20 protein-coding genes are annotated in these 26,058 nt (G+C 65.1%); 9 read left to right on the top strand and 11 right to left on the bottom strand.

The genetic code is table 11. The features are described 5' to 3' along the window. Positions 1-443 precede the first annotated feature (443 nt). Genes EWV37_RS14480 through EWV37_RS14470 form a run of 3 tightly spaced genes read right to left on the bottom strand, consistent with a single transcriptional unit; the run spans position 444 to position 5,605 of the window. Positions 444-2,198, bottom strand: a complete 1,755-nt coding sequence (locus EWV37_RS14480) for an AMP-binding protein (RefSeq protein ID WP_129702383.1) — start codon at positions 2,196-2,198, stop codon at positions 444-446. A 22-nt stretch (positions 2,199-2,220) separates the two neighbouring features. Beyond that, complete coding sequence (locus tag EWV37_RS14475) at positions 2,221-3,459, bottom strand: acyl-CoA dehydrogenase family protein (RefSeq protein WP_095798548.1); 1,239 nt, start codon at positions 3,457-3,459, stop codon at positions 2,221-2,223. Positions 3,460-3,505: 46 nt separating this feature from the next. After that, positions 3,506-5,605 carry a 3-hydroxyacyl-CoA dehydrogenase NAD-binding domain-containing protein gene (locus tag EWV37_RS14470; protein ID WP_129702382.1) on the bottom strand — a complete coding sequence of 700 codons (2,100 nt, stop codon included), beginning with the start codon at positions 5,603-5,605 and terminating at the stop codon, positions 3,506-3,508. Positions 5,606-5,747: 142 nt separating this feature from the next. On the opposite strand from EWV37_RS14470, the gene EWV37_RS14465 reads away from it, so the two are divergent. Continuing rightward, positions 5,748-6,302: a GNAT family N-acetyltransferase gene (locus EWV37_RS14465; RefSeq protein WP_129702381.1), complete on the top strand. Its 555-nt coding sequence runs from the start codon at positions 5,748-5,750 to the stop codon at positions 6,300-6,302. Here EWV37_RS14465 and EWV37_RS14460 read toward each other — a convergent pair. The 3 genes from EWV37_RS14460 to EWV37_RS14450 are packed head-to-tail and all read right to left on the bottom strand — an operon-like array spanning position 6,266 to position 9,051. Beyond that, the gene (locus tag EWV37_RS14460) at positions 6,266-7,033 is read right to left on the bottom strand and encodes a TetR/AcrR family transcriptional regulator (RefSeq protein ID WP_129702380.1); all 768 of its coding nucleotides are present in this window, start codon (positions 7,031-7,033) and stop codon (positions 6,266-6,268) included. The two genes, EWV37_RS14465 and EWV37_RS14460, sit on opposite strands and share 37 nt — an antisense overlap. A 51-nt stretch (positions 7,034-7,084) precedes the next feature. Beyond that, entirely contained in the window at positions 7,085-8,287 is a 1,203-nt protein-coding gene (nagA, locus tag EWV37_RS14455) for an N-acetylglucosamine-6-phosphate deacetylase (RefSeq protein WP_095798545.1), read from the bottom strand. Beyond that, positions 8,284-9,051, bottom strand: a complete 768-nt coding sequence (locus EWV37_RS14450; RefSeq protein WP_129702379.1) for a FadR/GntR family transcriptional regulator — start codon at positions 9,049-9,051, stop codon at positions 8,284-8,286. Before EWV37_RS14450 ends, nagA begins: the two co-directional genes overlap by 4 nt. Before the next feature lie 251 nt (positions 9,052-9,302). On the opposite strand from EWV37_RS14450, the gene EWV37_RS14445 reads away from it, so the two are divergent. From EWV37_RS14445 to nagB, 5 genes are read left to right on the top strand one after another with little or no spacing between them, the layout of a single operon-like run. Continuing rightward, positions 9,303-10,892: a sodium:solute symporter family protein gene (locus tag EWV37_RS14445; protein ID WP_095798543.1), complete on the top strand. Its 1,590-nt coding sequence runs from the start codon at positions 9,303-9,305 to the stop codon at positions 10,890-10,892. Between the two features lie 7 nt (positions 10,893-10,899). Further along, the gene (locus EWV37_RS14440; RefSeq protein WP_129702378.1) at positions 10,900-11,820 is read left to right on the top strand and encodes a dihydrodipicolinate synthase family protein; all 921 of its coding nucleotides are present in this window, start codon (positions 10,900-10,902) and stop codon (positions 11,818-11,820) included. After that, positions 11,817-12,761 carry an ROK family protein gene (locus EWV37_RS14435; RefSeq protein ID WP_238663334.1) on the top strand — a complete coding sequence of 315 codons (945 nt, stop codon included), beginning with the start codon at positions 11,817-11,819 and terminating at the stop codon, positions 12,759-12,761. Before EWV37_RS14440 ends, EWV37_RS14435 begins: the two co-directional genes overlap by 4 nt. Next, entirely contained in the window at positions 12,761-13,450 is a 690-nt protein-coding gene (locus tag EWV37_RS14430) for an N-acetylmannosamine-6-phosphate 2-epimerase (RefSeq protein WP_095798541.1), read from the top strand. Before EWV37_RS14435 ends, EWV37_RS14430 begins: the two co-directional genes overlap by 1 nt. Positions 13,451-13,454: 4 nt before the next feature. Beyond that, entirely contained in the window at positions 13,455-14,246 is a 792-nt protein-coding gene (gene nagB / locus EWV37_RS14425) for a glucosamine-6-phosphate deaminase (protein WP_129702377.1), read from the top strand. Positions 14,247-14,414: 168 nt separating this feature from the next. Here nagB and EWV37_RS14420 read toward each other — a convergent pair whose 3' ends face one another. The 4 genes from EWV37_RS14420 to EWV37_RS14405 form a co-directional block, all read right to left on the bottom strand. Beyond that, positions 14,415-17,156, bottom strand: coding sequence for an aminotransferase class I/II-fold pyridoxal phosphate-dependent enzyme (locus EWV37_RS14420; protein ID WP_129702376.1), 2,742 nt, complete (start codon positions 17,154-17,156; stop codon positions 14,415-14,417). A 206-nt stretch (positions 17,157-17,362) separates the two neighbouring features. After that, the gene (locus EWV37_RS14415) at positions 17,363-18,277 is read right to left on the bottom strand and encodes an SMP-30/gluconolactonase/LRE family protein (protein ID WP_095798538.1); all 915 of its coding nucleotides are present in this window, start codon (positions 18,275-18,277) and stop codon (positions 17,363-17,365) included. Further along, positions 18,274-18,723 (bottom strand): acyl-CoA thioesterase, encoded by a 450-nt coding sequence (locus EWV37_RS14410; protein WP_095798537.1) that lies wholly within the window; start codon positions 18,721-18,723, stop codon positions 18,274-18,276. The genes EWV37_RS14415 and EWV37_RS14410 overlap by 4 nt, the downstream gene beginning before the upstream one ends. 182 nt (positions 18,724-18,905) lie before the next feature. Continuing rightward, a complete protein-coding gene (locus tag EWV37_RS14405; RefSeq protein ID WP_165189469.1) occupies positions 18,906-20,513 on the bottom strand; it encodes an AMP-binding protein in 1,608 nt (535 codons plus the stop codon). Between the two features lie 291 nt (positions 20,514-20,804). Here EWV37_RS14405 and EWV37_RS14400 point away from each other — a divergent pair, with 291 nt between their 5' ends. Continuing rightward, complete coding sequence (locus EWV37_RS14400; protein ID WP_129702375.1) at positions 20,805-22,376, top strand: molybdopterin-dependent oxidoreductase; 1,572 nt, start codon at positions 20,805-20,807, stop codon at positions 22,374-22,376. A gap of 97 nt (positions 22,377-22,473) precedes the next feature. After that, a complete protein-coding gene (locus EWV37_RS14395) occupies positions 22,474-23,739 on the top strand; it encodes an MFS transporter (RefSeq protein ID WP_165189466.1) in 1,266 nt (421 codons plus the stop codon). Between the two features lie 94 nt (positions 23,740-23,833). Here EWV37_RS14395 and EWV37_RS14390 read toward each other — a convergent pair whose 3' ends face one another. Further along, the gene (locus tag EWV37_RS14390) at positions 23,834-24,718 is read right to left on the bottom strand and encodes an SDR family oxidoreductase (protein ID WP_129702373.1); all 885 of its coding nucleotides are present in this window, start codon (positions 24,716-24,718) and stop codon (positions 23,834-23,836) included. 104 nt (positions 24,719-24,822) lie between these two features. On the opposite strand from EWV37_RS14390, the gene EWV37_RS14385 reads away from it, so the two are divergent. Next, a complete protein-coding gene (locus tag EWV37_RS14385) occupies positions 24,823-26,007 on the top strand; it encodes a Fic family protein (RefSeq protein ID WP_129702372.1) in 1,185 nt (394 codons plus the stop codon). The last annotated feature ends 51 nt before the right edge of the window (positions 26,008-26,058 follow it).

The raw sequence follows: 26,058 nt of genomic DNA, 5'->3' as shown, positions 1-26,058 counted from the left end.
CCATCAACCAAAAAATACAAATACTTTTCGGTATCAACAAACTAGGCACACTATTGAGTTGACAAACAACAAACCACACAAGAAACCCGAGGGTCTTTTTGTCGGTTGGTCTTGCCGCTGATTTCGGAAGCTCTATCGCTTTCCCTTGCGGCAACCTCTTCAGCTTATCCATCTGTTTACCTTTTCGCAAACTCTCGTTCACGACTGAGCGAGGCTCAGGAGGTGGATGGGGCTGTCGGCGGTACCGGGAAGGCGATCTCTCGCTTGTCCGTCCTTGCGGCGACTCGAAATACTTTACACAGAGTGCGGCCACCGCGCAAAGCGGTGGCCGCACTCTGTGTTATAAGTGGCGTGGGTCACTAGGTCCGTGGTCTGGCCGCCCTAATTGCAGCGCTCTGGCCCCGAGAAGCCAGTACTGAGAATGCTCAGCCAGAGTGGCGGCACTACTCGCGCAACAGGTTCTTCCGCACCTTGCCCGTGGCCGTGCGCGGTAGTTCATCACTGAAGGTCACGGTGTCCGGCACCTTGAAACCACTCAGCCGTTCACGGACGTGCTCGCGCAGCTCTTCTGCGGTCACCGATGAACCCGCCGAACGCACCACGTGCGCCACCGGCCGTTCGCCCCACTTCTCATGGGGAACGCCGATCACAGCCACGTCGAGGACCTCCGGGTGTGAGTACAGGGCCTGCTCCACCTCGATGGAGGAGATGTTCTCACCGCCGGAAATGATGATGTCCTTGGCGCGGTCGCGCAGCTGGATGTAGCCGTTGGGGTGCATCACTCCCAAGTCACCGGTGTGGAACCAACCGCCGAAGAAAGCTGTCTCAGTGGCCTCGGTGTCCTTGTAGTACCCGATCATCACGTTGTTACCGCGCAGCACCACTTCACCCAGGGTCTCGCCGTCAGCCGGGACATCGTTCATCTCGGTATCCACGATGCGTGCGGATTCCGCCTGCACCATGCCCACTCCCTGGCGGGACATTTGCTGAGCGCGCTCCCGCGGAGAGAGTTCCTTCCACTCCTCTTGCGGCTCGCAAATGGTGATGGGACCGAACACCTCAGTGAGCCCGTATACGTGCACGATCCCGAATCCGGCGTCCTCCAGTCGTTCGATGATGCTCGGTGCCGGCGGAGCTCCCGCCGTGGTGATGCGGATGGGCTTGTCCAATGCGTGTGCCTCATCCGCGTCCACGATGATCGAGCACACCGCAGGTGCGCCGCACAAGTGAGTGATGCCCTGGTTGTCGAAAGCGTCCCAGATGGCATCCGGCCGCACTGCACGCAAACACACGTGAGTACCGCCGGCCGCAGTCACCGCCCACGTGGTGCACCAGCCGTTGCAGTGGAACATCGGCAGCGTCCACAGGTAGCGAGTCGCACCGTCGAACCCGTTGTGGAACACCTCGCCCAAGCTGTTCAGGTACGCCCCGCGGTGCCCGTACAGCACACCCTTGGGCCGCCCGGTCGTCCCGGACGTGTAGTTCAGGGTGATGGGCGAATTCTCGTCAGCCACCTTGTAGCTCACGCCTCGTTCGCTCGACGACGCCGCTTCGCCCACTTCCAGGGGCTCTACGTCGATGAACTCGTCGAACGTAGGGATCTCGCCGTAGGAGTGGTCCCGCACTGGCTCGATACCGGCCTGCTCATCGGGCAGCTGGACCAGGGTGATGCCTTCCTTGCCGTCAAGAGCGGAGATCACGGTGTCCAGTACTGAGGAGTCCGCGATGACCACGCTGGCCTCACTGTGGTCCAGGATGTAATCCAACTCGCGCGTGGACAGCCGCGGGTTCAACGGGACCAGGACAGCACCCGCGGCGGGGACCGCGTAGTGGGCCAGTAGCAGCGCCGGCAGATTGGGTGCGATCACGGCCACCGTGGGCAGGGACCGCGTCAGTTGTTCCGCACCCAGGTACTCCCCGCTCTCAGCCTCACCTTGTGCCGGGTCTTCATGGGAAGCTGCCGCACCGCCCGATCCACCCGTGCCGGCAACGTCACCGGACGCGGCGGCGTCGTCACCGGAAGCGGAAGCCGACGGAAGGTGCGGTAAGAGCGCCGTGGCGAACCGCCGGACGTCCCGCTCGAACTCCTTGTACGTCCACGACTGGCTGCCGTAGACGATGGCTTCTCGCTCGGGGAAGACTTCCGCGCTGCGCTCGATGAATCGCAATGGGGACAGGGGCTGTGCGTTCGCGTACATGGGTGCTCCTGTAATCGGTGGCTCAGTTGTAGGCCGAGAAACCGGTGATGGACTTGCCGATGATGAGCGCCTGGACCGTTTCGGTGCCCTCATAGGTGTGCAGGGCCTCGACGTCTGCAAAGTGACGCGCAACACGATTTTCCACCAGAATGCCGTTGCCACCCAAAAGGTCTCGCGCATTGGCCGCAACACGGCGGGCGGTTCGGGTCGCGGTGTACTTGGCCAGCGAGGCCTGGGGGCCGGTCAGCGTGCCGGCTTCTTCCTTGCGGGCCATGGCCATCACGAGCGTCTGCATGGACGTCAGCTCGCTGAGCATGCGCGCCAAGCGTTCCTGCACAATCTGCGACGCCGCCAGCGGACGGCCGAACTGCTCACGCTGCGCCGCGTACTGCACTGCGGTCTCGTAGCAGGCCACGGCCTGGCCGACGGCGGCCCAGGCCACCCCGATGCGCGTCGCAAACAGCACGGAAGCGGTATCGCGGAAGGAACCGGCGCCCGGCAACACGTTCTCGGTGGGAACGAACACGTTCTCCATGCGGATATGAGCCTGGTGGATGGCGCGCAGGGCCAGCTTGCCGCGAATGGTTGTGCCGCTGTAACCCTCGGACTCCTGTGGAACCACGAAACCCTGCACCGCGTTGGTGACATCATTGCGGGCCCACACCACGGTGATGCCGCCCATCGAGCCGTTGCCGATCCACTTCTTCTCACCGTTGAGGATGAAACCGCCCTCGACGGGTGTGGCCCGGGTTTCCAGGCCGATCGAGTCGGAGCCGTGGGTGGGCTCGGTCAGAGCGAAGGATCCCAGCAGCTTGCCGGACGCCATGTCGGGCAGCCAGCGCTCCCGCTGCTCATCGTTGCCGCACATGGCGATCGAGCGCATGGCCAACCCGCCCTGCACGCCACTCACGGTGGAGATGGAGCCATCGCCGCGGGAGAGTTCCATAGCCACCAGACCGGCCGCCATCTTGGACATGGGCGCGTAACCGGTCACGCTCACACCGTCGCGCAGCAGGTCCAGCTCGCCCATGCGGGCCACCAGGTCCAGCGGGTACTCGCCGCGATCCCAGTGTTCGTGAATGACGCCCAGCAGCTCGTCCTGCACGAACGCGCGGGCGCGCATCCAGTGGGCGCGGTCCTCGTCGGTGACGTCCGCGTAGACACCCGCGGCATCGGTATCGAGCACGTCATTGAGTGAGTATTCGGGCTCGACCGTGCCCTGCGGGAACAGGTCCTGATCGGTGGCGGGCTGCTGCGTCATGGTGTGATCTCTTTCGTGAATTCTCAGTGGTTCTCGGTGGGGTGAGTCAGTTCTGGGCCGCGTCGAAGCGCTGGCCGCGCACGCGCTCGGAAGCGCCGCAACGATCCAGGTATGGGGTGATGCCGCCCAGGTGGAACGGGTAGTTGGCACCCAGGATCATGCACAGGTCCACGTCTCGCGCCGAGGCCACCACGCCCTCGTCGAGCATGTGCCCGATCTCGTCCGCGAGCGCGTCCTGGACGCGCGTGAGCAACTGGCCGTTGGCGCCGTCGTCCCCCGTCGACGACGCCGCCCGCTCACCTTGCGTGCGTTCCCTGGCCTGATCGGCCTGCGGTGTGAGGTAGGTGTCGGACTCTTCGCCGCGCTTGGGGAGCACGTTGCTGAGGCCCGCTTCGGCCACGGCGTCCAGCCACGGGGACAGGGTGAAGCGGTCGGGGTAGGCATCGTGCATCGTGTGGGTGATGTGCACGAGTACCGCGGGGCCCACGAAGTCCAGCAGCTGGAGCGGTGTCATGGGGAGACCCATGGGAGCCAGTGCGTGGTCCACGGTCTTGGGGTCACCGCCGGCGTCGATGGCGCGGCCGATCTCGTCGTACATGCGGGTCAGCACGCGGTTGACCACGAAGCTCGGGGCGTCCTTGACGAGCACCGCGATCCGGCGCAATTTGGCGGCGAGGTCGAAGGCGGTGGCAAGGGTGGAATCATCGGTGGACTCTGCGGCCACGATCTCGAGCAGCGGGGTGACCTCCACCGGGTTGAACACGTGGAAACCCACGAGTCGTTCGGGGTGCTTCAGGTCTTCACCCATCGCGGTGACGGACAGGGATGAGGTGTTGGTGGCCAGGATCGCGTCATCGCGCAGCACCGGCTCCCACTGGGCGAAGACCTTCTTCTTGACCTCGAGCTCCTCGAAGACGGCCTCGATGACGAAGTCCGCGTCCGCGAGATCCTCAGGGGACTTGGCTCCGGTAATCAGGGAACCCAGTTTCTCGGCCTGCTCCGGGCTCATGCGACCCTTCTCGGCCTGGGCCGTGAAGCGATCGCGGGTGCGCTGCACGCCGGTGGCCAGGCGCTCGTCGTCCAGGTCGGTCATCACCACGGGGATCTGGGCGCCCTGAGCGATCAAGCTCGCGAGCTGACCCGCCATCAGTCCCGCTCCGATGACCGCGGCCTTGCGAATGGGGCGCACGGGGGCGTCCGGCACGTTGGCGGCCTCGCGGCGTCGGGCGGTGACCAGTTCGAATGCGTAGAGGGACGCCTTGGCGGCGTCACTCTGGACCACGGTGGAGAACAACTGGACCGCAGCGGCCGCGTTGGCGTGCCGAGAATCCGTGCGAGCGCGGCCGACCAGATCAATGGCCGCCACCGGCCCGGGTGCGGCACCGTGCCAGGCGCGCTCGGCCTTCGCCCGGGCTGCGTCGACGGCCTCCTGCCAGGCGGCGTGATCATCCGAGGTCTTGCGCGGCTCGTGCTGGCCCTCGAGTGCCTCGACAACCCACTGCTGCCACTGCTGATCCCACTCGGGCGTACCGGGAGCTGCGTCCAGAACGGCGTCCACCATGCCGATCTCGAGGGCCTGCTGGGGCTTGAGGTTCCGACCGCGCATGGAATCGGTGACGATCACGTCCAGCGCGGCCTTGGCGCCGACCAGGTGCGGCAGCAGGTAGACGCCGCCCCAACCGGGGAAGAAACCGAGGTGGCACTCGGGCAGGCCCAGCTGCGCCTTGCCCGAGGTGACCAGGCGGTAATCCGAGTGCAGCGCAAGTTCCATGCCGCCGCCCAGGGCCATCCCCGTGACCAGCGAAAAGGTGGGCACCGGCATATCCGCGAGCACGGCGAAGGTCTCGTGCCCGGCCCACACGTAATCTTCCGACGCATCCTGCAACTGGGCGTAACGAATCTCCTTCAGATTGGCTCCCGCGCCGAAGGACTTGGTGTTGCCCGTGACGACCACTGCCTCGACCGCGGAGGTGTCGATCGCGGTGAGGTCGCGGCGCAACTGCTGAACCGCCTCAGAACCCCAGATGATGAGCCCGTTAGACGCCGTAGAATCCAGGCTGACCAGGGCAATCGGGCGCTCGCGCCCGGGGAGGACCGGATAATCCACGGTGATGGTCACGGTGGAGGGGAACTTGGACTCGGTCACGCTGAACTCCTGAGTACTGAGGGGGTTGTGGCCCGTGCCACATCATCATCCCCCAGATTGCCCTGAGACTGCGTCTCACGTCAAGATATTGCGTGTCATTCGGGGCGGCTATCCGGGGCATCGCGTCGATAGGCTGAACGGGATGAGAAACGTGCTGCCCTTGCGCTCACAGCGCCTGACTTTCCGCCGGCTCACCGAGGCAGATATTGAGCCGATGTACTCCTACCAGTCCCGCGAGGATTACGCCGTGCACGCGTGGCGTGGACCGAGGGACATGGACGATGTCATAGGCATGGTCAAGGACCACATGGGAGAACGCCGCTGGGCGGAGGACGGGGATCAGTTCCGCTTTGCCGTGTCCCCGCACGACTCGGATGAGCTGGCCGGCGAGATCGTCCTGACGCTCGCGGACGCCGAGGCCTCCCAGGTCGAGATCGGCTGGGCGCTGCACCCGGATCACACGGGCAAGGGCTACGCCGCAGAAGCCGCGTACGCCGCCGTTGACGCTGCCTTCCAAAAACTGGGTGCCCACCGCGTGTTCGCCCGCCTGGACAGCCTCAATGTGGCGTCCGCCAAGGTGTGCGAGCACATCGGCATGCGGCACGAGGCCACTCTCCGCGAAAGCCACTTCCAGCTGGGCGAATGGCGCGACGAACTGATCTACGGTGTGTTGGTCTCGGAGCGCGAGTTCGACTGACCCTGGGCTGCGACCAGGGCGTCGTAGACCGACCGCGCCGCTTGCTCCGCTGCCGCCCGCGGATCGGCACCTTCTTGGAGCACCACCACGACCGGCGAGGACGACGCCGCCTGCTCGGGTTGGCGGGGCACGGACGCAATCCGCCCAGGGCCCGCTGAGAGACCGAAGACCGTGCACAGCCAACCGATCCGCTGATTGAGACCCGCCGCCAGTTGCTCACCGCTGTTGGCACGAGGGTCCCTCAACCACGTGCGTAGATAGGCGTTGTGCACAGCCACGGTGGCCGATGCCATGGACACCGCGGTGACCCGCTGATCCGCGTTCTCAGGGAGCACCCTGCGCAAGAACTCCTGGAAGAGCCGCTCGTAGCGATGCGATGTAGCAAGTTCCCTGTCTCGAAGGCTTTCCACTTGCTGCAATAGGTGATGGCGAGCAATGGCTCGGTCCGCATGATCCAGATTGTGTCGGAACACCAGCTGCACACCCTCGGCCAGTCCCGCTTGCGGGGTGAGGTTGGGGCGGCTCAGCAGCTGTTCAAGGCGTTCGAGGTTGGAAGCGTGATCCGCGAAGACGATGTCCTCCTTGGACCCGTACTTGCGGAAGAACGTGGCGCGGCTGACACCGGTGGCCTGCGCTAACTGATCCACGGTGGTCGCGTGGTAACCCTGCGTGGCCAACAGGCGGATTGATTTGGTGACGACATCGCCGGTCGTCCCGGGTGCGGTACTCATCGGGCCTCCTGCCGAGATGGTAGCTCGTGCGAAAGACAATCCTGAGGAGTTTCAGCGGATTGTTTCGCCGGCCACGTAGACGCCGGCAACGGTGAGTTCCGAATCCAGTACCACGAGGTCCGCGCGGAGACCGGGGGCCAGACGACCGCGGTCATCTCCAGCACCGATTGCCTGGAGCGGTGCCTGTGTGGCCGCGTAAACGGCCTGCTCCACAGATAGTCCGACATCTTCCACCGCCCGTTTGACGGCTTGGTCCATGGTCAGGGTGGAACCGGCGATCGTGTTCCCCTCGGTCAACCGGGCCACCCCGTCGGTCACGGTGACGGGTAGTGCACCGAGGGTGTAGGAACCGTCGTGCATGCACGCGGCGGACATGGCATCCGTAATGAGCGCTGTGCGTTCCGGCGCCGAGGCGAACAGCATGGCGATGACCCCGGGGTGCACGTGGACGCCGTCGCAAATCACCTCGAGGGCGACGTCCGGGCATTCGAGTGCGGCAACCACGGGGCCGGGCCTGCGGTGATGCAGCGGGTTCATCGCATTGAAGGCGTGGGTCAGGATGCCGGCGCCGGCGCGGAAGGCCCGTAGAGCGTCGTCGTACGTGGCGTCCGTGTGGCCGATCGCTATGGTGGCGCCCGCTTCGCGCAATTGCGCGATGGCCTCGGTGGCGCTGGGAAGCTCGGGTGCCAGAGTGAGCTGCCGGAGCGTTCCAGCCGCGGCGTCGATCAGCCGACCGACTGCTTCGGGAGTGGGCGTGACCAGCAGTTCTTCAGCGTGCGCGCCCCGATGACCCCGATCGAGGAAAGGGCCCTCCGCGTGCGAACCGAGCACCGCAGGATTTTCACGCGTAAGCTCTGCGGCCCATGCCAGCCGCTCGGCCATGGCGGGGACGGCATCCGTGACGAAGGAGAGCAGGGAGGACGTAGTGCCGTGGTGTCGATGAACTTCCAAGGCCTGGAGCGCGGCCTCGGGACCATCATCGAACGCGTAGCCGCCCGCCCCGTGGCAGTGGATGTCCACGAACCCGGGGGTCAGCCACGCACCCCTCAGATCAACCACTTGCGTTTGTTCATTGACGCGTGTTTGAGCCAGGTCTGATCGGCCCGGCCCTGCTTGATCACTGGCCAATCGCGAGCGCCAGGAATCTCCAGTGCCCTGGTCCCCGATCAGGCCGTCATTGAGCAACAACCAACCGTCCCGGATGATCCGGCGATCGGTGACCAGGTGGGCGTTGTGGAGCAGGGTGCGGGTCATGACTCGACCACTTCAAGCGTGCCTGTTCCCGGCCGCGATTCTTCGGTTGCTCGTTCGATCAATCGCCTGATGCCCACGAAATGGCCGCTGAGCAATCGGGCGGCCGCTGCGGAATCGCCCGTCCTCACGGCGTCAAGAATTGCTCGGTGAGCGGCGGCCGTGTCCGTGACATGTTCCGTGGTCTCCCCCGTGGGCGTCTCCACGCTCTGGTGGATGCCGCTGTAGACCTGCCAGAACGTGGTGAGCAGTTCGGCCAGGATCGCGTTGTCGATGGGTTCGAACAGGACCCGGTGAAAATCTTTGTCCTCGACCCGAACCGTCTCCCCGCGTTCCGCCCGCGCTTCCATCGCGGAGACGATGGCATCCAACCGTTCCAGGCGTTCGGGATCCATGGCCTCGATGGCGCGCCCGACCAGACCGCACTCGAGAGCTTCGCGCACGTCCACCAATTCCTGCGCGGCCACACCCGAACTCTGCAGGGACAAGCGGGCCCGGAATTCGAGGGTCCGCCCCAGTGCCGCGAGAGGGTGCCCCGCAACGAACGTGCCGTAACCGTGTCGGATCTCCACGATCCCGACCGCCTGCAACATCTTGAGTGCCTCCCGCAGAGAATTTCGCGAAACACCGAAGATCTCGCGCAGCTCGGATTCCGGCGGCACCGGATCCCCGAGCTTCAGACCGCGCTCCAGGATCAAGTCCGTGATGCGCTGCTGCAATTGGTCCATGGTGTGACGACCGCGCGCAGGGGCAGCGAGTTCACTCATGAGTGCATTCTCCTTCGGTCGTCAGGCCGGGTTGGGTCTCAATGTATGGTGCCTCAAGTTTTTGTGAGGTAACGCTTCCGGCTCTGACCTGCTTTGTCACAACGTTCTCCCAAAACCAGCCCGGCGATCTCTTGTGCGCTACCCCACAAACAAGTACATTCTAGACGTAGGACGTCCTACGTCCAATGGATCATCGAGGATCACCCGCGTTGTGAAGGGATTGATCCCCGCGCCTCACGAGGAGGATTCTCATGGAAACGCCTGGACTCGGCGGACTCAACTGGGCCGTCATCATCGTCTACCTGCTGGGCACGTTGGCCATCGGTGTGTGGTTCACCCGCAAGGCGAGTACGGGCACTGACTCGTTCTTCACCGCCAACGGTCGAATTCCGGCCTGGGCGGCTGGCTTCAGCATTTACGCGACCACCTTGTCGGCCATCACCTACATGTCCACGCCGGAACAGGCCTTCCTGACGGACTGGTCCTATGCAGCAGGAAACGTGGCGATTTTCGCCATCATCCCGTTGCTGATCTGGTTCTACATTCCGTTCTTCCGCAAACTCAACGTCACCACGGCGTACGAATACCTGGAGGAACGGTTCGGGCCGAGCATCCGGGTCATCGGCTCGGTGCTGTTCGTGCTGTTCCACGTGGGTCGAGTGGCGATCGTGATCTATCTGCCCACCCTGGCCATCAGCTCGGTCACGGACATCAATCCCGCTGTGGTCGCAGCAGCGGTTGGCGTGCTGTCGATCATCTACACGTTCCTGGGCGGCATTGAGGGCGTGATCTGGTCGGACGTGGTCCAGGGAATCATCCTGCTCCTGGGCGCGGTGCTCATCCTGGTTTTCGGTATCGCCGCCATCAACGGTGGCCTGGGCACCGTGGTCACGGATGCCGTCAATGACGACAAGTTCATCACCGCCAAGAATTGGCAGATCGGTGGCGCTGCGGCCGCCATCCCGATCATCTTCCTGGGTTCGGTGTTCAACAACCTGCATCAGTACACGGCGAGCCAGGACGTGGTGCAGCGCTATCAGACCACCACCTCGCTCAAGCAGACCGCCCGATCCTTGCTGGTCAACGGTTTCCTGGCACTCCTGACGATTCCCCTGTTCTACGGCATTGGCACGGTGCTCTACAGCTATTACCAGCACTCCGGCAATCTGCCCGAGGACTTCAACACCTCAGCTCTGGTCCCGTACTTCGTGGTGACCGCGCTCCCCGTGGGCGTGGCCGGCCTGCTGATCGCCGCAATTTTCGCGGCGGCCCAGTCGACCATCTCCTCCAGCCTCAACTCGATTTCCGCGTGCGTCACCGTGGATCTGCGGGACCGGTTCTTCCCCCGCAAGGACGGCCAGGCCAGGAAGGGCGTGGGTTTCGCCCGCATGGTCATCATCGTCGCCGGCGCTTTCTCCGTAGCAGTTGCCCTGTATCTCTCCGCCACCGATCAGGCCGAGACCTGGAACTTGTTCCTGAGCATCACCGGTCTGTTCGGTGTGCCGCTGGCCGGCGTCTTCGCTCTGGGGATCTTCACCAAACGGGCCAACACCGTGGGCGTGATCGGCGGCCTGATTCTGGGCGCGGCCACGGCGTTCTGGGTTCAACAGAACACCACGTTCACGCCGTTCGCAGTGTCCGCAGCGGCCTTCGTGGGTGCCGTGCTCTTCGGCTACCTCATCTCCGCGATTGCAGGCGCGCTGCTGGGCAAGAATCCCCACGACGTGGTGCCCCTGACGATCTACGGCAAGAACTCGGAGTACGTCCGTCGCACCTCATCACCCGTGGCACCCGCAGGCACCCCGCTGGTCACCACGTCGTCCAACGACACCGTCAAGTAAAGGAGTCATCATGACTGCATTTCGTGGAATCGTCCCGCCCCTCCTCACCCCTCGTACCGTAGGCGGCGAGTTGGACCTCGACAGCCTCAACCGACTCGTCAATCACCTGATCGACGGAGGCGTGCACGGGATTTTCGCCCTGGGTTCTTCCGGCGAAACCCCGTACCTGACCTCCGCGGAGCGCGATCGGGTCCTGGCCGCAACCATTGAGGCGACGGCCGGTCGAGTACCCGTGATGGTGGGCCTCAACGAACAGTCCACCGCGCGTGTCCTAGACGAAGCAGACCGCGTCCTGGCCATCGGTGGTGACGCGGCCGTGGTCACCACGCCCTACTACGCGTTGTCCGGCTCCGCCGAGATCGAGCACCACTTCCGCGCGGTCGCCGAGCACGTGGACGTGCCGGTGTTCGCCTACGACATCCCTGTCCGCACCCACCAGAAGCTCCCGTTGGACGTCGCCATCCGACTCGCCCACGACGGCGTTCTGGCCGGCGTCAAGGACTCCTCCGGTGACGACATTTCGTTTCGCCAGCTGCTCCTGGATACCAAGGGCCTTCCGGAGTTCGCGGCGTTCACGGGTCACGAGGTGGTCGCCGACGGCGCGCTACTGGGTGGCGCCGCGGGCGTCGTTCCCGGCCTGGGAAACGTTGACCCGGCCGGTTATGTCCGGATGTTCGACGCCGCTCAGGCCGGTGATTGGGCCACGGTCGCTTCCGAGCAGGATCGGCTGGCTCGGCTGTTCCGCATTGTCCTTGCGGCCACTCCCGGCCGCGTTTCCGCGGGTGCTGCCGGCCTGGGTGGTTTCAAGACCGCCTTGCAGCTCATGGGAATCATCGAGTCGAACCGCATGTCCGAGCCGCTGGTCCAGTTGGACGAGGACGAGACCGAGGCGGTTCGTGAGATCGTGACGACCGAAGAGCTCTTGTGAGTTCCACACCGGTCATCGCCGTGGATCTGGGGGGCACCAAGATCCGTTCCGGAGTAGTGGAAGGGGCCGAGGTCACCCACGTGCGTTCGGCCCCCACACCGGCCCGACTCGGGGCACACGCCGTGCTCGACGCAGTGGCCGAACTGGTAGGTCTGACCATGGCCACGGCAACTGAACATGGCCGGATTCCGCAGGCCGTGGGTGTGGGATCGGCCGGCGTGATCGATCCGCGAAACGGTGTGGTTGTCTCCGCGACCGACGCCCTTCCGGGGTGGACCGGCACCAACCTCATCGCCGAGCTGCAGCATCGGACTCGACTGCCCGTCCGCGCGGTCAATGACGTGCATGCGCACGCGCTCGGGGAGGCACGGTCGGGTGCTTCCGCGGACACGAGCGACTCGGTCTTCGTGGCTGCGGGAACGGGGATCGGGGCGGGTCTGATCTCCCATGGTCATCTGGTCACCGGGCGGAACTCGGCGGCAGGACACCTCGGTCATATCCCGTCCGGTTTTGCCTCCGACCTGCGCTGCCCCTGCGGCGGAATGGGCCACCTCGAAGCCATTGCGTCTGGCCCCGCTGTGTTGGAGGAGTATCGACGAGCGGGTGGCCGAGCGGCGTCGTCGACCACTACCGAGCTGGCGGAGGAGGCGCGCGCCGGGGACACCACGGCCCGGGAAGCTTTCGCGAAAGCCGGCCGAGCACTGGGGTCCGCGCTGGGAGGTATGGCCAACGTGTTGTCCCCGGAGGTGGTCGTGCTGGGCGGTGGCCTGGTCAGCGCCGACGAGTTGTGGTGGCCCTACCTGGAACGAGCCTTTGCAGCCCAACTGATCCCCGCCGTGCGTGGGCTGACCCCGCAGCGTGCTGAACTGGGTGCCGATGCCGCATTGATCGGGGCGGCAAGCCTGTGGGACGGAGCAGACATCAAAGTCGAGGAGAAGTGATGGCGTTTACTCAACAACAGATTGTCGAATCCCTGGCCGGGCGACTGATCGTCTCGGTGCAGGCCTATCCCGGTGAGCCCATGAGGGATCCTCGCACCATGGCCCAGGTGGCCGCATCCGCCGCGCGCGGCGGTGCAGCGGCCGTGCGCGTCCAAGGCATCGCCGATATTCACGCCGCGCGGTCCGCCGTGGAGGTCCCCGTCATCGGGTTGTGGAAGGACGGAGACACCGGTGTGTACATCACACCCACGTATCAGCACGCCTACGCTGTGGCGCTTGCGGGCGCTCACGTGGTGGCCCTGGACGGCACGCGGCGTCCTCGGCCCGACGGGCTCACGCTCGCGCAGACGATTGACCGGCTCCATCACAACACCCATGCCCTGGTCATGGCGGATTGCGGCAGTTTGGACGATGCGCTGGCGGCCTCCGCCGCTGGTGCCGATCTGGTGGGCACCACGCTCGCCGGCTACACGGGCGAACGCCCCAAAACGAATGGGCCGGACCTTGAGCTTCTCGAGGCGATGAGTCAGGCTGATATCGACGTGCCGATCATTGCGGAGGGACGCATCCATACGCCGCCCCAAGCATCCGCCGCCATCGCGGCCGGCGCTCACGCCGTGGTGGTAGGCACCGCGATCACTCACCCGACCACGATCACCTCGTGGTTCGTCAACGCCGTGGAGGGCTGAAACCGTGCGACTGGTGCTGTGCGAATCAGTGGCGGAGACCGGGCAGGTTGCCGCCGAGATCTTTGCGAGCCGAATCGAGCAGGGGCCGTGTGTACTGGGGCTCGCGACGGGTAGTTCCCCGCTGCCCGTGTACCAGTACCTCATCCGCAGGTATCGCGAGTCCGGTTTGTCCTTCGCCCAGTGCACCGCGTTCACGCTCGACGAGTACGTGGGGCTACAACCGTATGACTCCCGGTCCTACAGGGCCACCATTCGTGACGAGTTCGTCGACCACGTGGATTTGCCCACACGTTCCCTGCACTCCCCCGACGCCTCCGACCCGGATCCCCGAGCGCTACGCCACGCCGCGGCCGCCTACGAGGAAACGATCCGCCTGGCCGGTGGGATCGACGTTCAGTTGTTGGGGATCGGTGCCAACGGGCACATCGGCTTCAACGAGCCGTCCTCGTCGCTGGCCTCGCGCACCCGCATCAAAGCGTTGACGCAGCAGACCCGCGAGGACAATGCCCGGTTCTTCGGCGAGGACGAGACGGTCCCCAAGCTCTGCCTCACCCAGGGCCTCGGAACCATTCTGGACAGCCGTCACGCCGTGCTCGTGGCGCAGGGGGAGGCAAAGGCCGACGCCGTCGCGGCCGCCGTGGAGGGGCCGGTCTCGTCCGCGTGTCCGGCCTCGGTCCTGCAACTGCACCCCCACGCCACCGTGATCCTGGACGCTGCCGCCGCGAGCCGACTGCAGAATCTGGACTACTACCGCCACGTCCAGCACCTCAACGACGAGCTGGGACTGCTGCCCTAGTGAAGTAGCCGCAGGAACCATGCCTGGGAAACGCGTGGGGCGAGCCGGGTGCTGTCCGTGCACGGGAACAAGACCCGGAAACAGGAGCGGCGAGTGCGCGCCGTTCGTGCACGGGAAAGTGAGCGCCGCGGGGCAACGGGCCCCGCGGCGTCGTACCCGAAGTGCTGGTCAGGAATCCCGCAGGACGCGATAGCCCTTGCGCGGGTCGTAACCGTGGATCTCGCGGGTGTCCAGAACGGCCATGAAGTCCAGGACGTCCGGGGAGATGACCTGCCCCGGCACGAGAACCGGAAACCCGGGCGGATAGGGCGTCACGAAACCGGCCGAGACGGGTTTTTCACCGTTGGTCACCCGCTCGCGCAGCTCTTCGTGGGCAACGTGTTCCACGGACTTGCGGCGCTGACCCTTGAAGAACGCGGCGCGCATATCTCCATCCGGGAGCTCCTCGTCCGTGGCGTACCCGGGAGCGAACGAACTGAAGTCCGGAAGCGGCGGCATGGGGGTGTCGTCGACCTTGGCCGCGAGCTCGGGATCGAGCTGAGAGTTCTCGTCCTCGAAACGCTGCGCGAGCTTCACGAGCACCTCCACGAGGTACGCGATCGCGCTGCGCGAGGTGCCGATGTTGGTCATGAACAGCACGGTGTTCCGGCTCGTCTTGTTCACCTGAATGCCGTAACGATCCATGAGCAGGTCGTGCTTGAACGTGTCACCGTCAACGCCCGTGCGACTGATCTCGATGGTGATACGGCTGGGATCCACCACGAACTCGTCCGTGGTCCATGCCTTCCACATACTGGCCAACCCGTCGCGCAACGGCATGGGCCGGCCCACCTCGCGATTCTCGCTGGGCACCAGGTCGTGGGCCGTGAGCACGCGGAAGCTCCGGCGCAACAGCGGATGGCGCGCGATGGCCTGGGACAGGCTCGTGGCCAGATCCAGCTGCCGCTGCACGAGCTCGTAGCCCTCCAGCTCTACCTGACGTCGCCCGATGTCCAGGGACGTGAGGATCTGGTAGTTGGGTGAGGTGGAGGTGTGCGTCATGTACGCCTCGTGGAACGGCTCCTCGGCTTCGCGCACCCACTCGTCGTCGTGCACGTGAATCATGGACCCCTGCCGCAGCGCAGTGAGGGTCTTGTGCGTGGACTGGGTCGCGTACACGCGGATCTTGGCGTCCGGAGCGGGGATGAGCCGCTCTTCCAACCACACCTCGTCCGGCGCGGGGTTGCCCTGATCGTCGTACAGACGCTTCTGCTGCTCACGGTAGGCGATCTGGTGCGCCCTGGTCTCCAGCTTTTCCTTGAGGTGCGAGGCAGCCCACATGGCCGTACGACGTCGCGTCACGGGGTGGAAGGTCGCGAACGCGAACCACGCCTCGTCCCACAGGAAGACCAGGTCCGGCTTGATGGCCAGGCATTCGGCCATGACCCGCTCGGGGTCATAGACGATGCCGTCAAAGGTGCAGTTGGTGAGCGTGACCAGCTGGACCTCGTCCAGACGACCCGCGGCTCGGTAGTCCAGCAGCAACTGCTTGATCCGGGACAGCGGCACAGCACCGTAGAACGCGAACTCGTTACGCGGGTATGCCTCCAGGTACGCGGGACGAGCGCCGGTGAGCACCACCGCGTGATGGTGGGACTTGTGACAGTTGCGGTCCACGAGCACCACGTCATTGGGTGACAACAGCGCTTGGTGCACGATCTTGTTAGCGGTCGAGGTTCCGTTGGTCACGAAGAACGTGTGCTTGGCCCCGTACGCACGGGCCGCGAGTTCCTGAGCCTTCTTCAACGTGCGCACCGGAGCCAACAGGGAGTCCAGCCCGCCAGAGGTCGCGGAGGTTTCCGCCAGCAGGAGGTTCAACCCGTAGAAGTCCACGAGGTCCTTGATCCACTTGGAACCCACCACGGAACCGCCGCGGGCAATGGGCAGCGCGTGGAAGACACCCACCGGACGCCGCGCGTGCTCCTGGACCGCGGAAAAGAACGGGGTGTCGTACAGGTGGGACACCCGGCGCAACAGGGTGAGGTGCAGCTCGAGCTTGTCCTCGCGCCGGAACACGCGACGGAAACGGTGGGTCAGCGCACCGGACAGGCCTTCGATATGGGCGCCCGCCATCAGGTACAGGTCCATCTCGGGGCGCAGCTCGGCCAGAGTGTCGGCCAACCGGAGCACCCGCTGAATGGACGCGAGCGGAGTGCGGGCGGAGGCTGATTCCGGGCTCACCAGATCGCGAGCCATGCGAATCGAGTTCTTGAGATCGCGGCTCAACGGCTGGCGAGTGCGCTCGCTGAATCCGGGGCGGACCACGCACGCGAGAATGTTGGGGTTGGTCAGGACCGCCGCCACGGCGTCGTCGGCGGAGGGCACGATCACGTACTCGTAAATGAAATCGTCGGCGGAGGAGCGCAACCGCAGGCCTTCGGCGCGCAGACCGTCACGGTCCGCCTGGGTGCTCTCGTCCACGATCAGCACCTCGAAGCGGGGCCGCGGGTCGGTGTCGATCGGAAGGTCCGAGTTCTCCGGATCGTCGGCAAAGTCATCGCGGGACGTGTCCGGCACGGTGTCACCGCGGAGCCGGTTCACGACCTTTCCGATCCGGTCGAGCGCCATGTGGTAGTCGCCCTGTTCGAGCATTTCCCGGATGGAGGCGACATAGCGTTGGCCGAATCCGGCCCAGTACATTTCAACGGTTTCGAGGGCGCGAAGTGAGCGCTGGAGTTCGCTGTCCGCGGCGAGGGCTTCTTTGTCCTCGTTGCCGAGCGCAATGCGTTTCATGGCGAACCGCAGGTACTCCCACGCGTCACTGCGCAGCCGCCACGTGCTGGCGGGCATTCCGGGGTCCGGTTCAAGGATTCCGGTGGCACTCCCCCGACGGTTGTTCTGACCTTGGTCGTCCGTGGCCGGTGTATCCATCGAATTCCTCCGCTTGCTCCATTGCCTGCGCCGAACTGTTGAACGTTCATCCTATGTCCGGGCCCGCGGGGGCTCGCGGAACATAACACTTTACGACCGCGACTCGGTCTCAGCTACCGGCATCGGGTGCCGTGCGTCGGGTGTCGAGCATCGGGTGCCGTGCGTCGGCCAGGTTGACTCGGCTCGACTGCCTCGGCCGGGTTGTGTCAGCCCGCGAACCTCGCCGTGGGCAGGCCCGGAATCGCCACCCTCACCGAGTACAGGGACCCGGCGGTGGGCTGCACATCGTTCGGCAGGTTCTCGCGCGAGGTGGTGATGTACAGGGTCCGCAGATCCTGCCCGCCCAGCGTGCACGCCGTGGTCTGCTTGGCGCCCACACTCACCACGGTGTCCAGGGTTCCGTCCGGGAGGTAGCGGTGGACCTGGCCGGCGCCGTTGAGCGCGGTCCACACGGCACCTTCCGAATCCACGGTCAGCCCGTCCGGGTTGGCGGACACGCTGCCGGGCTCGTACTCCTCGTCCGCGTCCCAGGCGCCGGCCGCGGCGTCGTCGTCGACCACCGGCGTGACGAAGGTGCGGCGATTGTGCAGGCCGTTCGCCGCGGACCAGTCGAAGACCGAGACCTCACCGGTGGGGGTGTCGTTGTAATAGGCGAGCGAGCCGTCCGGGGACCACGCAATGCCGTTGGAAATGGTGACGTTCTCAAGCACCGGTTCCCACTCCAGGTCCGGTGAGACCCGGTAGAGCGTGGCGGAACCCTCGGACTGGTCGTAGGCCATGGACCCGATGTAGAAGGTGCCGTCCGGGGCGACCCCGCCCTCATTCATGCGGATCTCCGGCGATTCCCACAGGGTGACTTCGCGTTCGGGATTACCGGCGGCGTCCGTGAGGAGCACCCCGCGTTCCACGGCGATGATCTGGCCGCCATTGACGCGCGGACGCACGCACGCCGCCACGGTTCCAACGTGCTGACGGCGCGGCTGCTCATCCCGGCCGAACGTGAGAATGTCCCCGGCGAGCATGTCGACCCACGCCAGACCGCCCCATTCGGGGCTCCAGCATGGGCCCTCGCCGTGATAAACCCAGCTCGGCGTCAGGCGCTGGGCGCTGAGCCGGTTCATTGCTGGGGCCTACGCAGCTGATTGACGATCGGTACCGCCGTGGTGGGAATGCGGTCGCGGTCGTAGGTGATCTCGGTGTAGCCGTGCGGGGTGGGTTTGCCGTCCTTGTCCAGGTTCACGAACACGATCTTGTCGATGCTCAGGATCAGCTCCCGCGTGATCATGTTCCGCACCTGCGCGCGCATGGTCAGCGACGTGCGGCCGAACTTGGTGGCCGTCAGACCCATCTCGATGATGTCGCCCTGTACCGCCGAGGCCACGAACTCAATCTCCGACATGTACTTGGTCACTGCGCGCTGATTGCCCAGCTGGACGATCGCGTAGATCGCGGCTTCCTCGTCGATCCACCGCAACAGCGACCCACCGAACAGGGTGCCGTTGGCGTTGAGATCTTCGGGCTTGACCCATTTTCGGGTGCGGAATGTGATGTCCGTGTTCGGCTGCATAGGTTCAGCTTAGTGAGGTCGCGGCGCGGGGTCGCGGGTTTCGTTCCTCGGTTTTACCGCCGACGACGCCGCTCGCGGCCTACGTGCCGAACGCTCGGTGAGCGACCAGCTCGGCAGGACGCTGGTCCCGCGCGTCACTGCCCGGGGCTGCGTGGGTCTTGGAGCGGCGTCGTCATTGCTACTCAGCCGCGGACCAGCTGGCGGATGGCGACCTTGTCCAACTTGCCGGAACCGTTGCGGGGCACCTCTTCCACGGCGACGAGGTCCTTAGGGAGCTTGTACCGGGCCAAGCGGTCGCTGCAGAACTGTCGCAGTTCCTCGATGGAGGGAACCTCGTGACCGGGCTGCGGTTGCAGGACGGCCACGATGCGCTCACCCCACTGCTCGTCGGGAGCGCCCACCACGGCGGCGTCGGAGATGTCCGGGTGCTCGGCCAGGACGCGTTCGATCTCCGCGGGGTACACGTTCTCACCGCCGGTAATGATCATGTCCTTGAGGCGATCCACGATGTAGTAATAGCCGTCCGGATCCCGGTAGCCGATGTCGCCGGTGTGGAACCAGCCGTCCGTGAAGGCTGCGGCGGTGGCGCCCTCGTCCTCCCAGTAGCCGCTCGTGACGTTGGGGCCGCGCACCCACAATTCGCCGCGCGTATCCGGTTCGGAAACGGGCTCTCCCGTGCCGGGATCCATGATCTGCACCTCGGTGTAGAGCATGGGCATACCCGCCGAACCGGCCTTCTCGTAGGTGAGTTCGGTGGGCAGGTAGGTGGCGAAGGGTGCGGTTTCGGTGAGACCCCACGCCTGCTGAACGGGAACGTTCTTGGCCTCGAAGAGTGAGATCACGACGGGCGGGACCGGGGCCCCGGCGCAGATCAGGGCGCGTAGGGAATCGAGTTTCGCGCCTTTGAATTCGGGATCGTGGGTCAAAGACAAAAGCATGGCCGGCACGAAGAAGGCATTGTTCACGCCGTAGTTCTCGATGTCCGCGAGCACCTGGGACGGCACGAACCCGCGCCGAACCACCGTGGTGTTGCCGCGCACCAGCGCTCGCACCGTGAACGAGTTCAAGGCGCCGATGTGGAACAGCGGTGCCACGGCGTAATTGATGTCCCGGCGGCGGGTGTCCACCAGCGAATCAACGTTGAACGCGTTCCAGAAGATGTTGCCGTGACTCAGCCGCACGCCCTTGGGCTTGCCCGTGGTGCCGGAGGTGAACATCAGGATCGCCAGGCTGTCGTCGGTGGTCTCGATTGGCTCACCGAGCTCGACATCCTCCGCACGCTGCACGAAGCCACTCAGCGGGATCCAGTGTTCGGCAACTTCGAGGCCGTCGTTGAGCGGTGCCGCGGGATCATTGTCGATCAGGACGGTTTCGGTCTCGAAAGGCCACTCCGCACTCTCCTGGCCGGACGTGTCCAGGGTGCCCAGGGCGGCGTCGACAACCGGAACATGACCGGGCTCCACAATCATCACGCGAGGTGCGGAGCGCACCAGGAGCTCGCCGACCTCGCGCGGGGCAAGACGGAAGTTGAGCGGCTCGAACACGCCGCCCAGCCACCAGGTGGCGAACATGGTGCGCAGGAACATTTCGGAGTTCAGGCCGAGGTAGACCACGCGGTCGCCTTCGCTCACACCCGACGCCGCCAAGCTCGCCGCGAGTTCGCGCACGTTACCCGCGAACTCGTCGTAGCTGAGGGTACGGCCCTCGTAAATCACGGCCGCCAGGTCACGGCTGTAGCGCTGGTTGAAGAGCAAGCCGCGGACGGGGCTGATGTTGACCGAGTTGGACACGGGTGAGCTCCTGAAATAGAGGATATTCTCTATCGTTGAGAATCTCAACGAGTGATGTGATTCACGTTACCAACACCCATGATGTTCCGGAACCGGGTTTTGATATCGGAAACGTATTGATTCGTCCCGTTACCGTGTGAGCATCCTCGATCGCCGGGGGTGTTGCCGGCCGGGAGACATGGGTTGACCGCCTGGACCGCCTCGAACCACGACCCGCGGCCAATGACCGCCCGACGTCTCGCAGGGCGCGGGCACGAGGGGTCTGGGCCGTTGCCGCGTAACCTTGGTGACATGCCCTCGTCCTCACGCCGCACGGGTTCTGCCGACGCAGCCGCTCCGCTCACGCACCGCAGCTTCACCGGTGCCTGGCAGTTGCTGGGCGTGGCCGCGACCGCGATGGCCGTGGGGATCGCCGAGTTCTTCGCGTGGCTGACCGGGCCCTTGGGGTCCCCACTGACCGCGGTGGGCGGAGTCGTGGTGGATTCTGTCCCCGCGCCCGTCAAGGACACCGTGATCGCCGTGTTCGGCACCGGTGACAAGATTTTCCTGTTTGTGATGATGGCCGTGGGGCTCGTGGTACTGGGATTGCTCGTCGGCGTCGCGGAGCGGCGACGGCGCCGCACGGGTATCGCGGTCCTCGCCGCGCTGGGGCTGGTCGGACTGGTCGCCGTGATGACCCGAACGGGTGCGGACGCGGTTAACGCCGTCCCCGTGGTTGTCGGCACCGGCGTCGGCCTCGCATTCCTCAGCTACGCGGGTGGCCGTGCGGCAGCTCCCGCGGCCGATGACCCGCTGGATCGCCGTAAATTCCTCCAGCTGTCCGCGGGAGCACTGACCCTGGGAGTGGTCGCGGGCGCAGTGGGGCGATGGGCGGTGTCGGCGGCCCGGAAAGTCCCCGACATGCGCGCCGCGCTGAGCATTCCGGCCCCGGTCGCTCGCGAGGCCATCCCCGCCGGGACCCAGGTGCCAGTCGCCGGCACCGAGCTGTGGTTGACCCCCGCCGAGGACTTCTACCGGATCGACACCGCACTGAGCGTCCCCCATCTCGACGTGAGCCAGTGGCGACTACGCATCCACGGGATGGTGGACCGGGAGATCGAGCTGACCTTCGACGACCTCATCGGGCGTCCGCTGCACGAACGCACGGTGACGCTCGCGTGCGTGTCCAATCAGGTGGGCGGCGACCTCGTGGGAAACGCCGTATGGACCGGTGTGCCGTTGCGAGAAGTGCTCGCGGAAGCCGGAGTGAGCCCGGACGCGGACATGGTGCTCTCGACGTCCGAGGACGGTTTCACGGCCGGGACACCCCTGAGCGCCCTCACGGACGAAAACCGCACCGCCATGCTCGCCGTGACTATGAATGGAGAGCCACTGCCCTCCGAGCACGGCTATCCGGTGCGCATGGTGGTTTCGGGTCTCTACGGGTACGTCTCCGCAACCAAATGGCTCGTGGATCTCGAGGTTACCCGCTTTGACCAGGCCGAAGGCTACTGGACGCCCCGGGGTTGGTCCGCGGAGGGGCCCATCAAGATGTCCTCGCGTATCGACGTCCCCCGAGAAAACGCGAGCGTGGACCCCGACATGACCCTCGCGGGCAGCGCGTGGGCCCAGAACACGGGAATCACCGCGGTTCAGGTGCGGGTGGACGGCGGGGAATGGATGGACGCAACTCTCGCCGCAGTGCCGTCCGAAGACACCTGGCGGCAGTGGTCCGTGCGCGTCACCGATCTTCCTGCCGGTTCCCACACCGCCGAGGTCAGAGCTGTGGACGCGGACGGTCAAGTGCAGACCTCGGAGCGGGCACGCCCAGACCCCAATGGTTCCTCTGGCTGGCACGAGCGGGTCTTCACCGTGCGCTCCTGACCACCCCCTCACCGGACGGTGACGCCGAGCACCGAGCACGTGACCTCGATCCGTGGAAGAGGATGCGCGCCGGCCCGTGATCAGTCATGATGCAGGCATGACGGATTCCTCCACCTCTGCGAGCGGCGCACTGACCGAACTCGAACAGCAGCGACTGCAACGCAAGGTCCTGATCGTGCTCGCGACCGGTCAGGTCATGGGCGGCTTGGGCGTTGGTGCCACGCTGGCTCTCGGTGCGCTCCTGGTCGCGGAGGTGTCCGGGTCGAGTGCGCTGTCCGGCCTGGCAGCCACCATGAACACCCTGGGTGCCGCGATTCTGGCGATTCCGCTGGCACGCCTCGCGCAACGGCGAGGACGCCGAATCTCGCTGACCACCGGTGCCCTGGTAGCGATTCTGGGCGCGGCGGTGATCATTACGGCCGCTGTACTTGGCTCACTTCCCTTACTGCTGATCGGCATGGGGTTGCAGGGCGCAGGCATGGCCTTGAACCTGCAATCCCGTTTCGCCGCCACGGATCTGGCCCTGCAGAAGACTCGCGCCCGGGATCTGTCATTGATCGTATGGTCCACCACAATTGGTTCCGTGGTGGGGCCCAACCTCTTCGAACCCAGTGAGCTCCTGGGCCGCGCCCTTGGACTTCCCCAGTTCACCGGGGGGTTCCTCATCGCCATGGCCGCACAAATCCTCGGTGCCGCGGTCTATTTCCTGGGGCTGCGGCCGGACCCCCTCAAGCTCGCGCTGGCCCAGGGAGCTTCGGTCAAGAACAAGCCCAGTCCCACCGGCGGCTTCGGGAGTCTGCGGTCCGTTCCGGCTGCCCGCCGGGCCGTTCTGATCGTGGCGCTCTCCCATGCGGTCATGGTGGCGGTGATGTCCATGACTCCCGTGCACCTGACCAGTCACGGCGCCACCCTGTCACTCGTGGGGCTGACGATCAGCCTGCACGTGGCCGGGATGTACGCGTTGTCCCCGGTCTTCGGCTGGTTGGCAGACAAGATCGGCCGTGCGCAGACGGTGCTGCTGGGACAGGTGACGTTTGCCGCATCCCTGCTGTTGACGTTCTTCGGCGCGGAGAATCAATCGCTGGTCCTTGTCGCACTGATCCTGCTGGGTTTGGGCTGGTCCGCATCCACCGTGGCGGGATCCACCATGGTCACCGAATCCGTACCGGTGCAGGACCGTCCCGGGCTGCAGGGAACCTCGGATCTGGTCATGAATTTGTGCGGCGCCGCCGGTGGTGCGCTGGCCGGACCGATCCTGGCCATGGTCGGCTTCTCCGGGCTGGGGTTGGTGTACCTGGTGGCAGTGATCGTCGTGGCGGTGGCTGCGGTGAGGACTTTGCGGGCCCTCCGACCCACCCACTGATCTGCCCCGCCATTTCATCCGGCCTTACTGCAAAGTAGCCCGCCCTACTCTGCAGTAAGACGGCATCAGATGGTTCGCCACCCATGAGCCAATCTCACGCCAAGTAGAACCCACCGTCCGAGGTGAGCACCTGACCGACGATCCACGCACCGTCGTCCGTGGCGAGCCAGCTGATCAATTGGGCGGGGTCGCTCGGTTCACCGAAACGGCCGAACGGCTGAGCATCGAGTAATTCCTGGATCCCGTCCAGAGAGCGATCCGTGGAGTCTGGCGTGAGGTAACCGGTGTCCACGGGGCCGGGATTCACGGTGTTGAGCACAATGCCGAGCTCCAACAGTTCAGCGGCCACCGTGGCGGTGACGCCCGCGAGCGCCGCCTTGCTCGTGGCGTAGGCGACCTCACCGCGCATCGGCCCGTGCCCCTGCCCCGACGTCATCCAGAAAACCCGGCCGGTCGGCTTGGTGAATTCCTTCCCGCCCGCGCTGCGCACCCGTTCACCCGGACGCGTTGCCTCGGTGGGCGCATCGGTCTTGAGCAGCGCAAAGGCACGCGTCAGCAAGAGGGTGGAGCGTGTGTTGGTGTCCCAGAAGGCATCCAGAGCCGCGGGCGTCATGTCCAGAATGGAGCCGTCCCCGCCACTCTTGGCCTGGTTGCACACCAGGATGTCCAGAGAGCCGGTGAGCGCGTGCGCGGCGTCGATGAGCGGCTGGATCTGTTCCGTGTCCTGCAGATCCGCGCTCATCTCCCCCAGCACGGCACCTTCCGTGAGTTCGGCCCGCAATTCGCCGACGACGCCGCTCAGATCGTCCGCGCCCCACGGCTGGTCCTCGTCGTGCGGGCTGTAGTGATGGATGAACACGCTGGCGCCCAGCCGGGCAAAGGCTCGGGCCACGGCGAACCCGATCCCGCGGCGTCGTGAGACCCCGGTGACCAGGGCGGTTTGGCCGTGCAAGGGAAGCGCTCCGTGAGAAGTCGTCATGGCGACAGTCTTGCAAGAACATCTTATTGAGACCAGAACAGCGAATTGTCTCAATAAGAATCTTATTGAGACAATTGAACTGAGCAGTCTCAGCAAGGAGTCCCATGCCCGCCAGTTGGCCCGCAAGCGAGCGCGAAACCCGCCGCTGGGTCCACCGCGACCCCATGGCATCTCATCGCGCGCGAATTCGGAACACCGGGGATTTTGAGGCAGCAGTAATCCCCGAGATTTCCTCGTTGACCCCAGATCTACCTCGCAACACCCTCGCGTCCGCCCATAATGCAACCGCTGCCATGCTGGCTTTTGACCGCGAGTCCGGAGGGTTGGCCTCACTGCCGTTCGCCGCAGTCCTCTTGCGCGGCGAGTCCGCGACAAGTTCCCAGATCGAGAACCTGACCGTTCGCGCCCGCAAGTTGTCATTGGCCGCGGTGGGTGCGCACGTCGGCGGGAATGCAGAGTTAGTGGCCCGCAACGTATTCGCCATGCGTGCCGCCATTGACGCCGCCTCTCACCTGGATTCCGATGCCATCCGCACCATGCACTGCGTTTTGACCGAGGGCGTTCAGGACGATGCAGGTGAGTATCGAAACGAGTGGGTGTGGATCGGTGGCCAGTCCCCGGTCACGGCCACGTACGTGGCCCCCGAGCATCGTCATGTTCCCGCAGCCATTGATGACTTGATCAAGTTCCTGGGCCGTCGCGACTTAGATCCAACCGTTCAGGCGGCCATTGCCCACGCTCAGTTCGAGACCATCCACCCCTTCACCGATGGCAACGGGCGGACAGGACGTCCCATCGTATGCTCGCTGCTTCGCGCACGTGGGACGGTTCAAAATGTCAACATTCCCATTTCATCGGGATTGCTCCACGACATCGACGACTACATCGATGCACTGAATGACTACCGCACCGGAAACCCCTCGTCCATCGTGGACTGTTTTTCCCATGCCGTCCTGGGATCCCTGGCTAACGCAGATCAGCTGATCGACGATGTCCGCGCCTTCCATGAGCAAGTCCTGGATTCACGACGCCGCGTCACCGCGCCACTGCGCGCGGTTGCCGAGTTGTGCTGTTCGGAACCTGCCTTTACGGCAGGAATGGTGGAAAACATCGCCGGCATCTCAAAGGCAACCGCCTACCGCACGGTGGACTCACTGACCGAAGCCGGGATGTTACGAGAAGAGCGGTCCATCAAAGTACGAGGCCAGAAAGTCTGGGTGGTCCCCGCCGTCGTGAGAGCCCTGGACGACTTCGCGGCGCGCGCCGGTCGCCGGAACTTCGGCTCCTGACAGCAGAACCATCTGATGCCGCCTTACTGCAAAGTAGGGGCAGCTACTACG

Source organism: Kocuria carniphila (assembly GCF_004136555.1).
GTDB lineage: Bacteria > Actinomycetota > Actinomycetes > Actinomycetales > Micrococcaceae > Kocuria > Kocuria carniphila.
The sequence above is the reverse complement of the archived record's forward strand: the minus strand, read 5'-3'. Positions and strand labels throughout refer to the sequence as shown.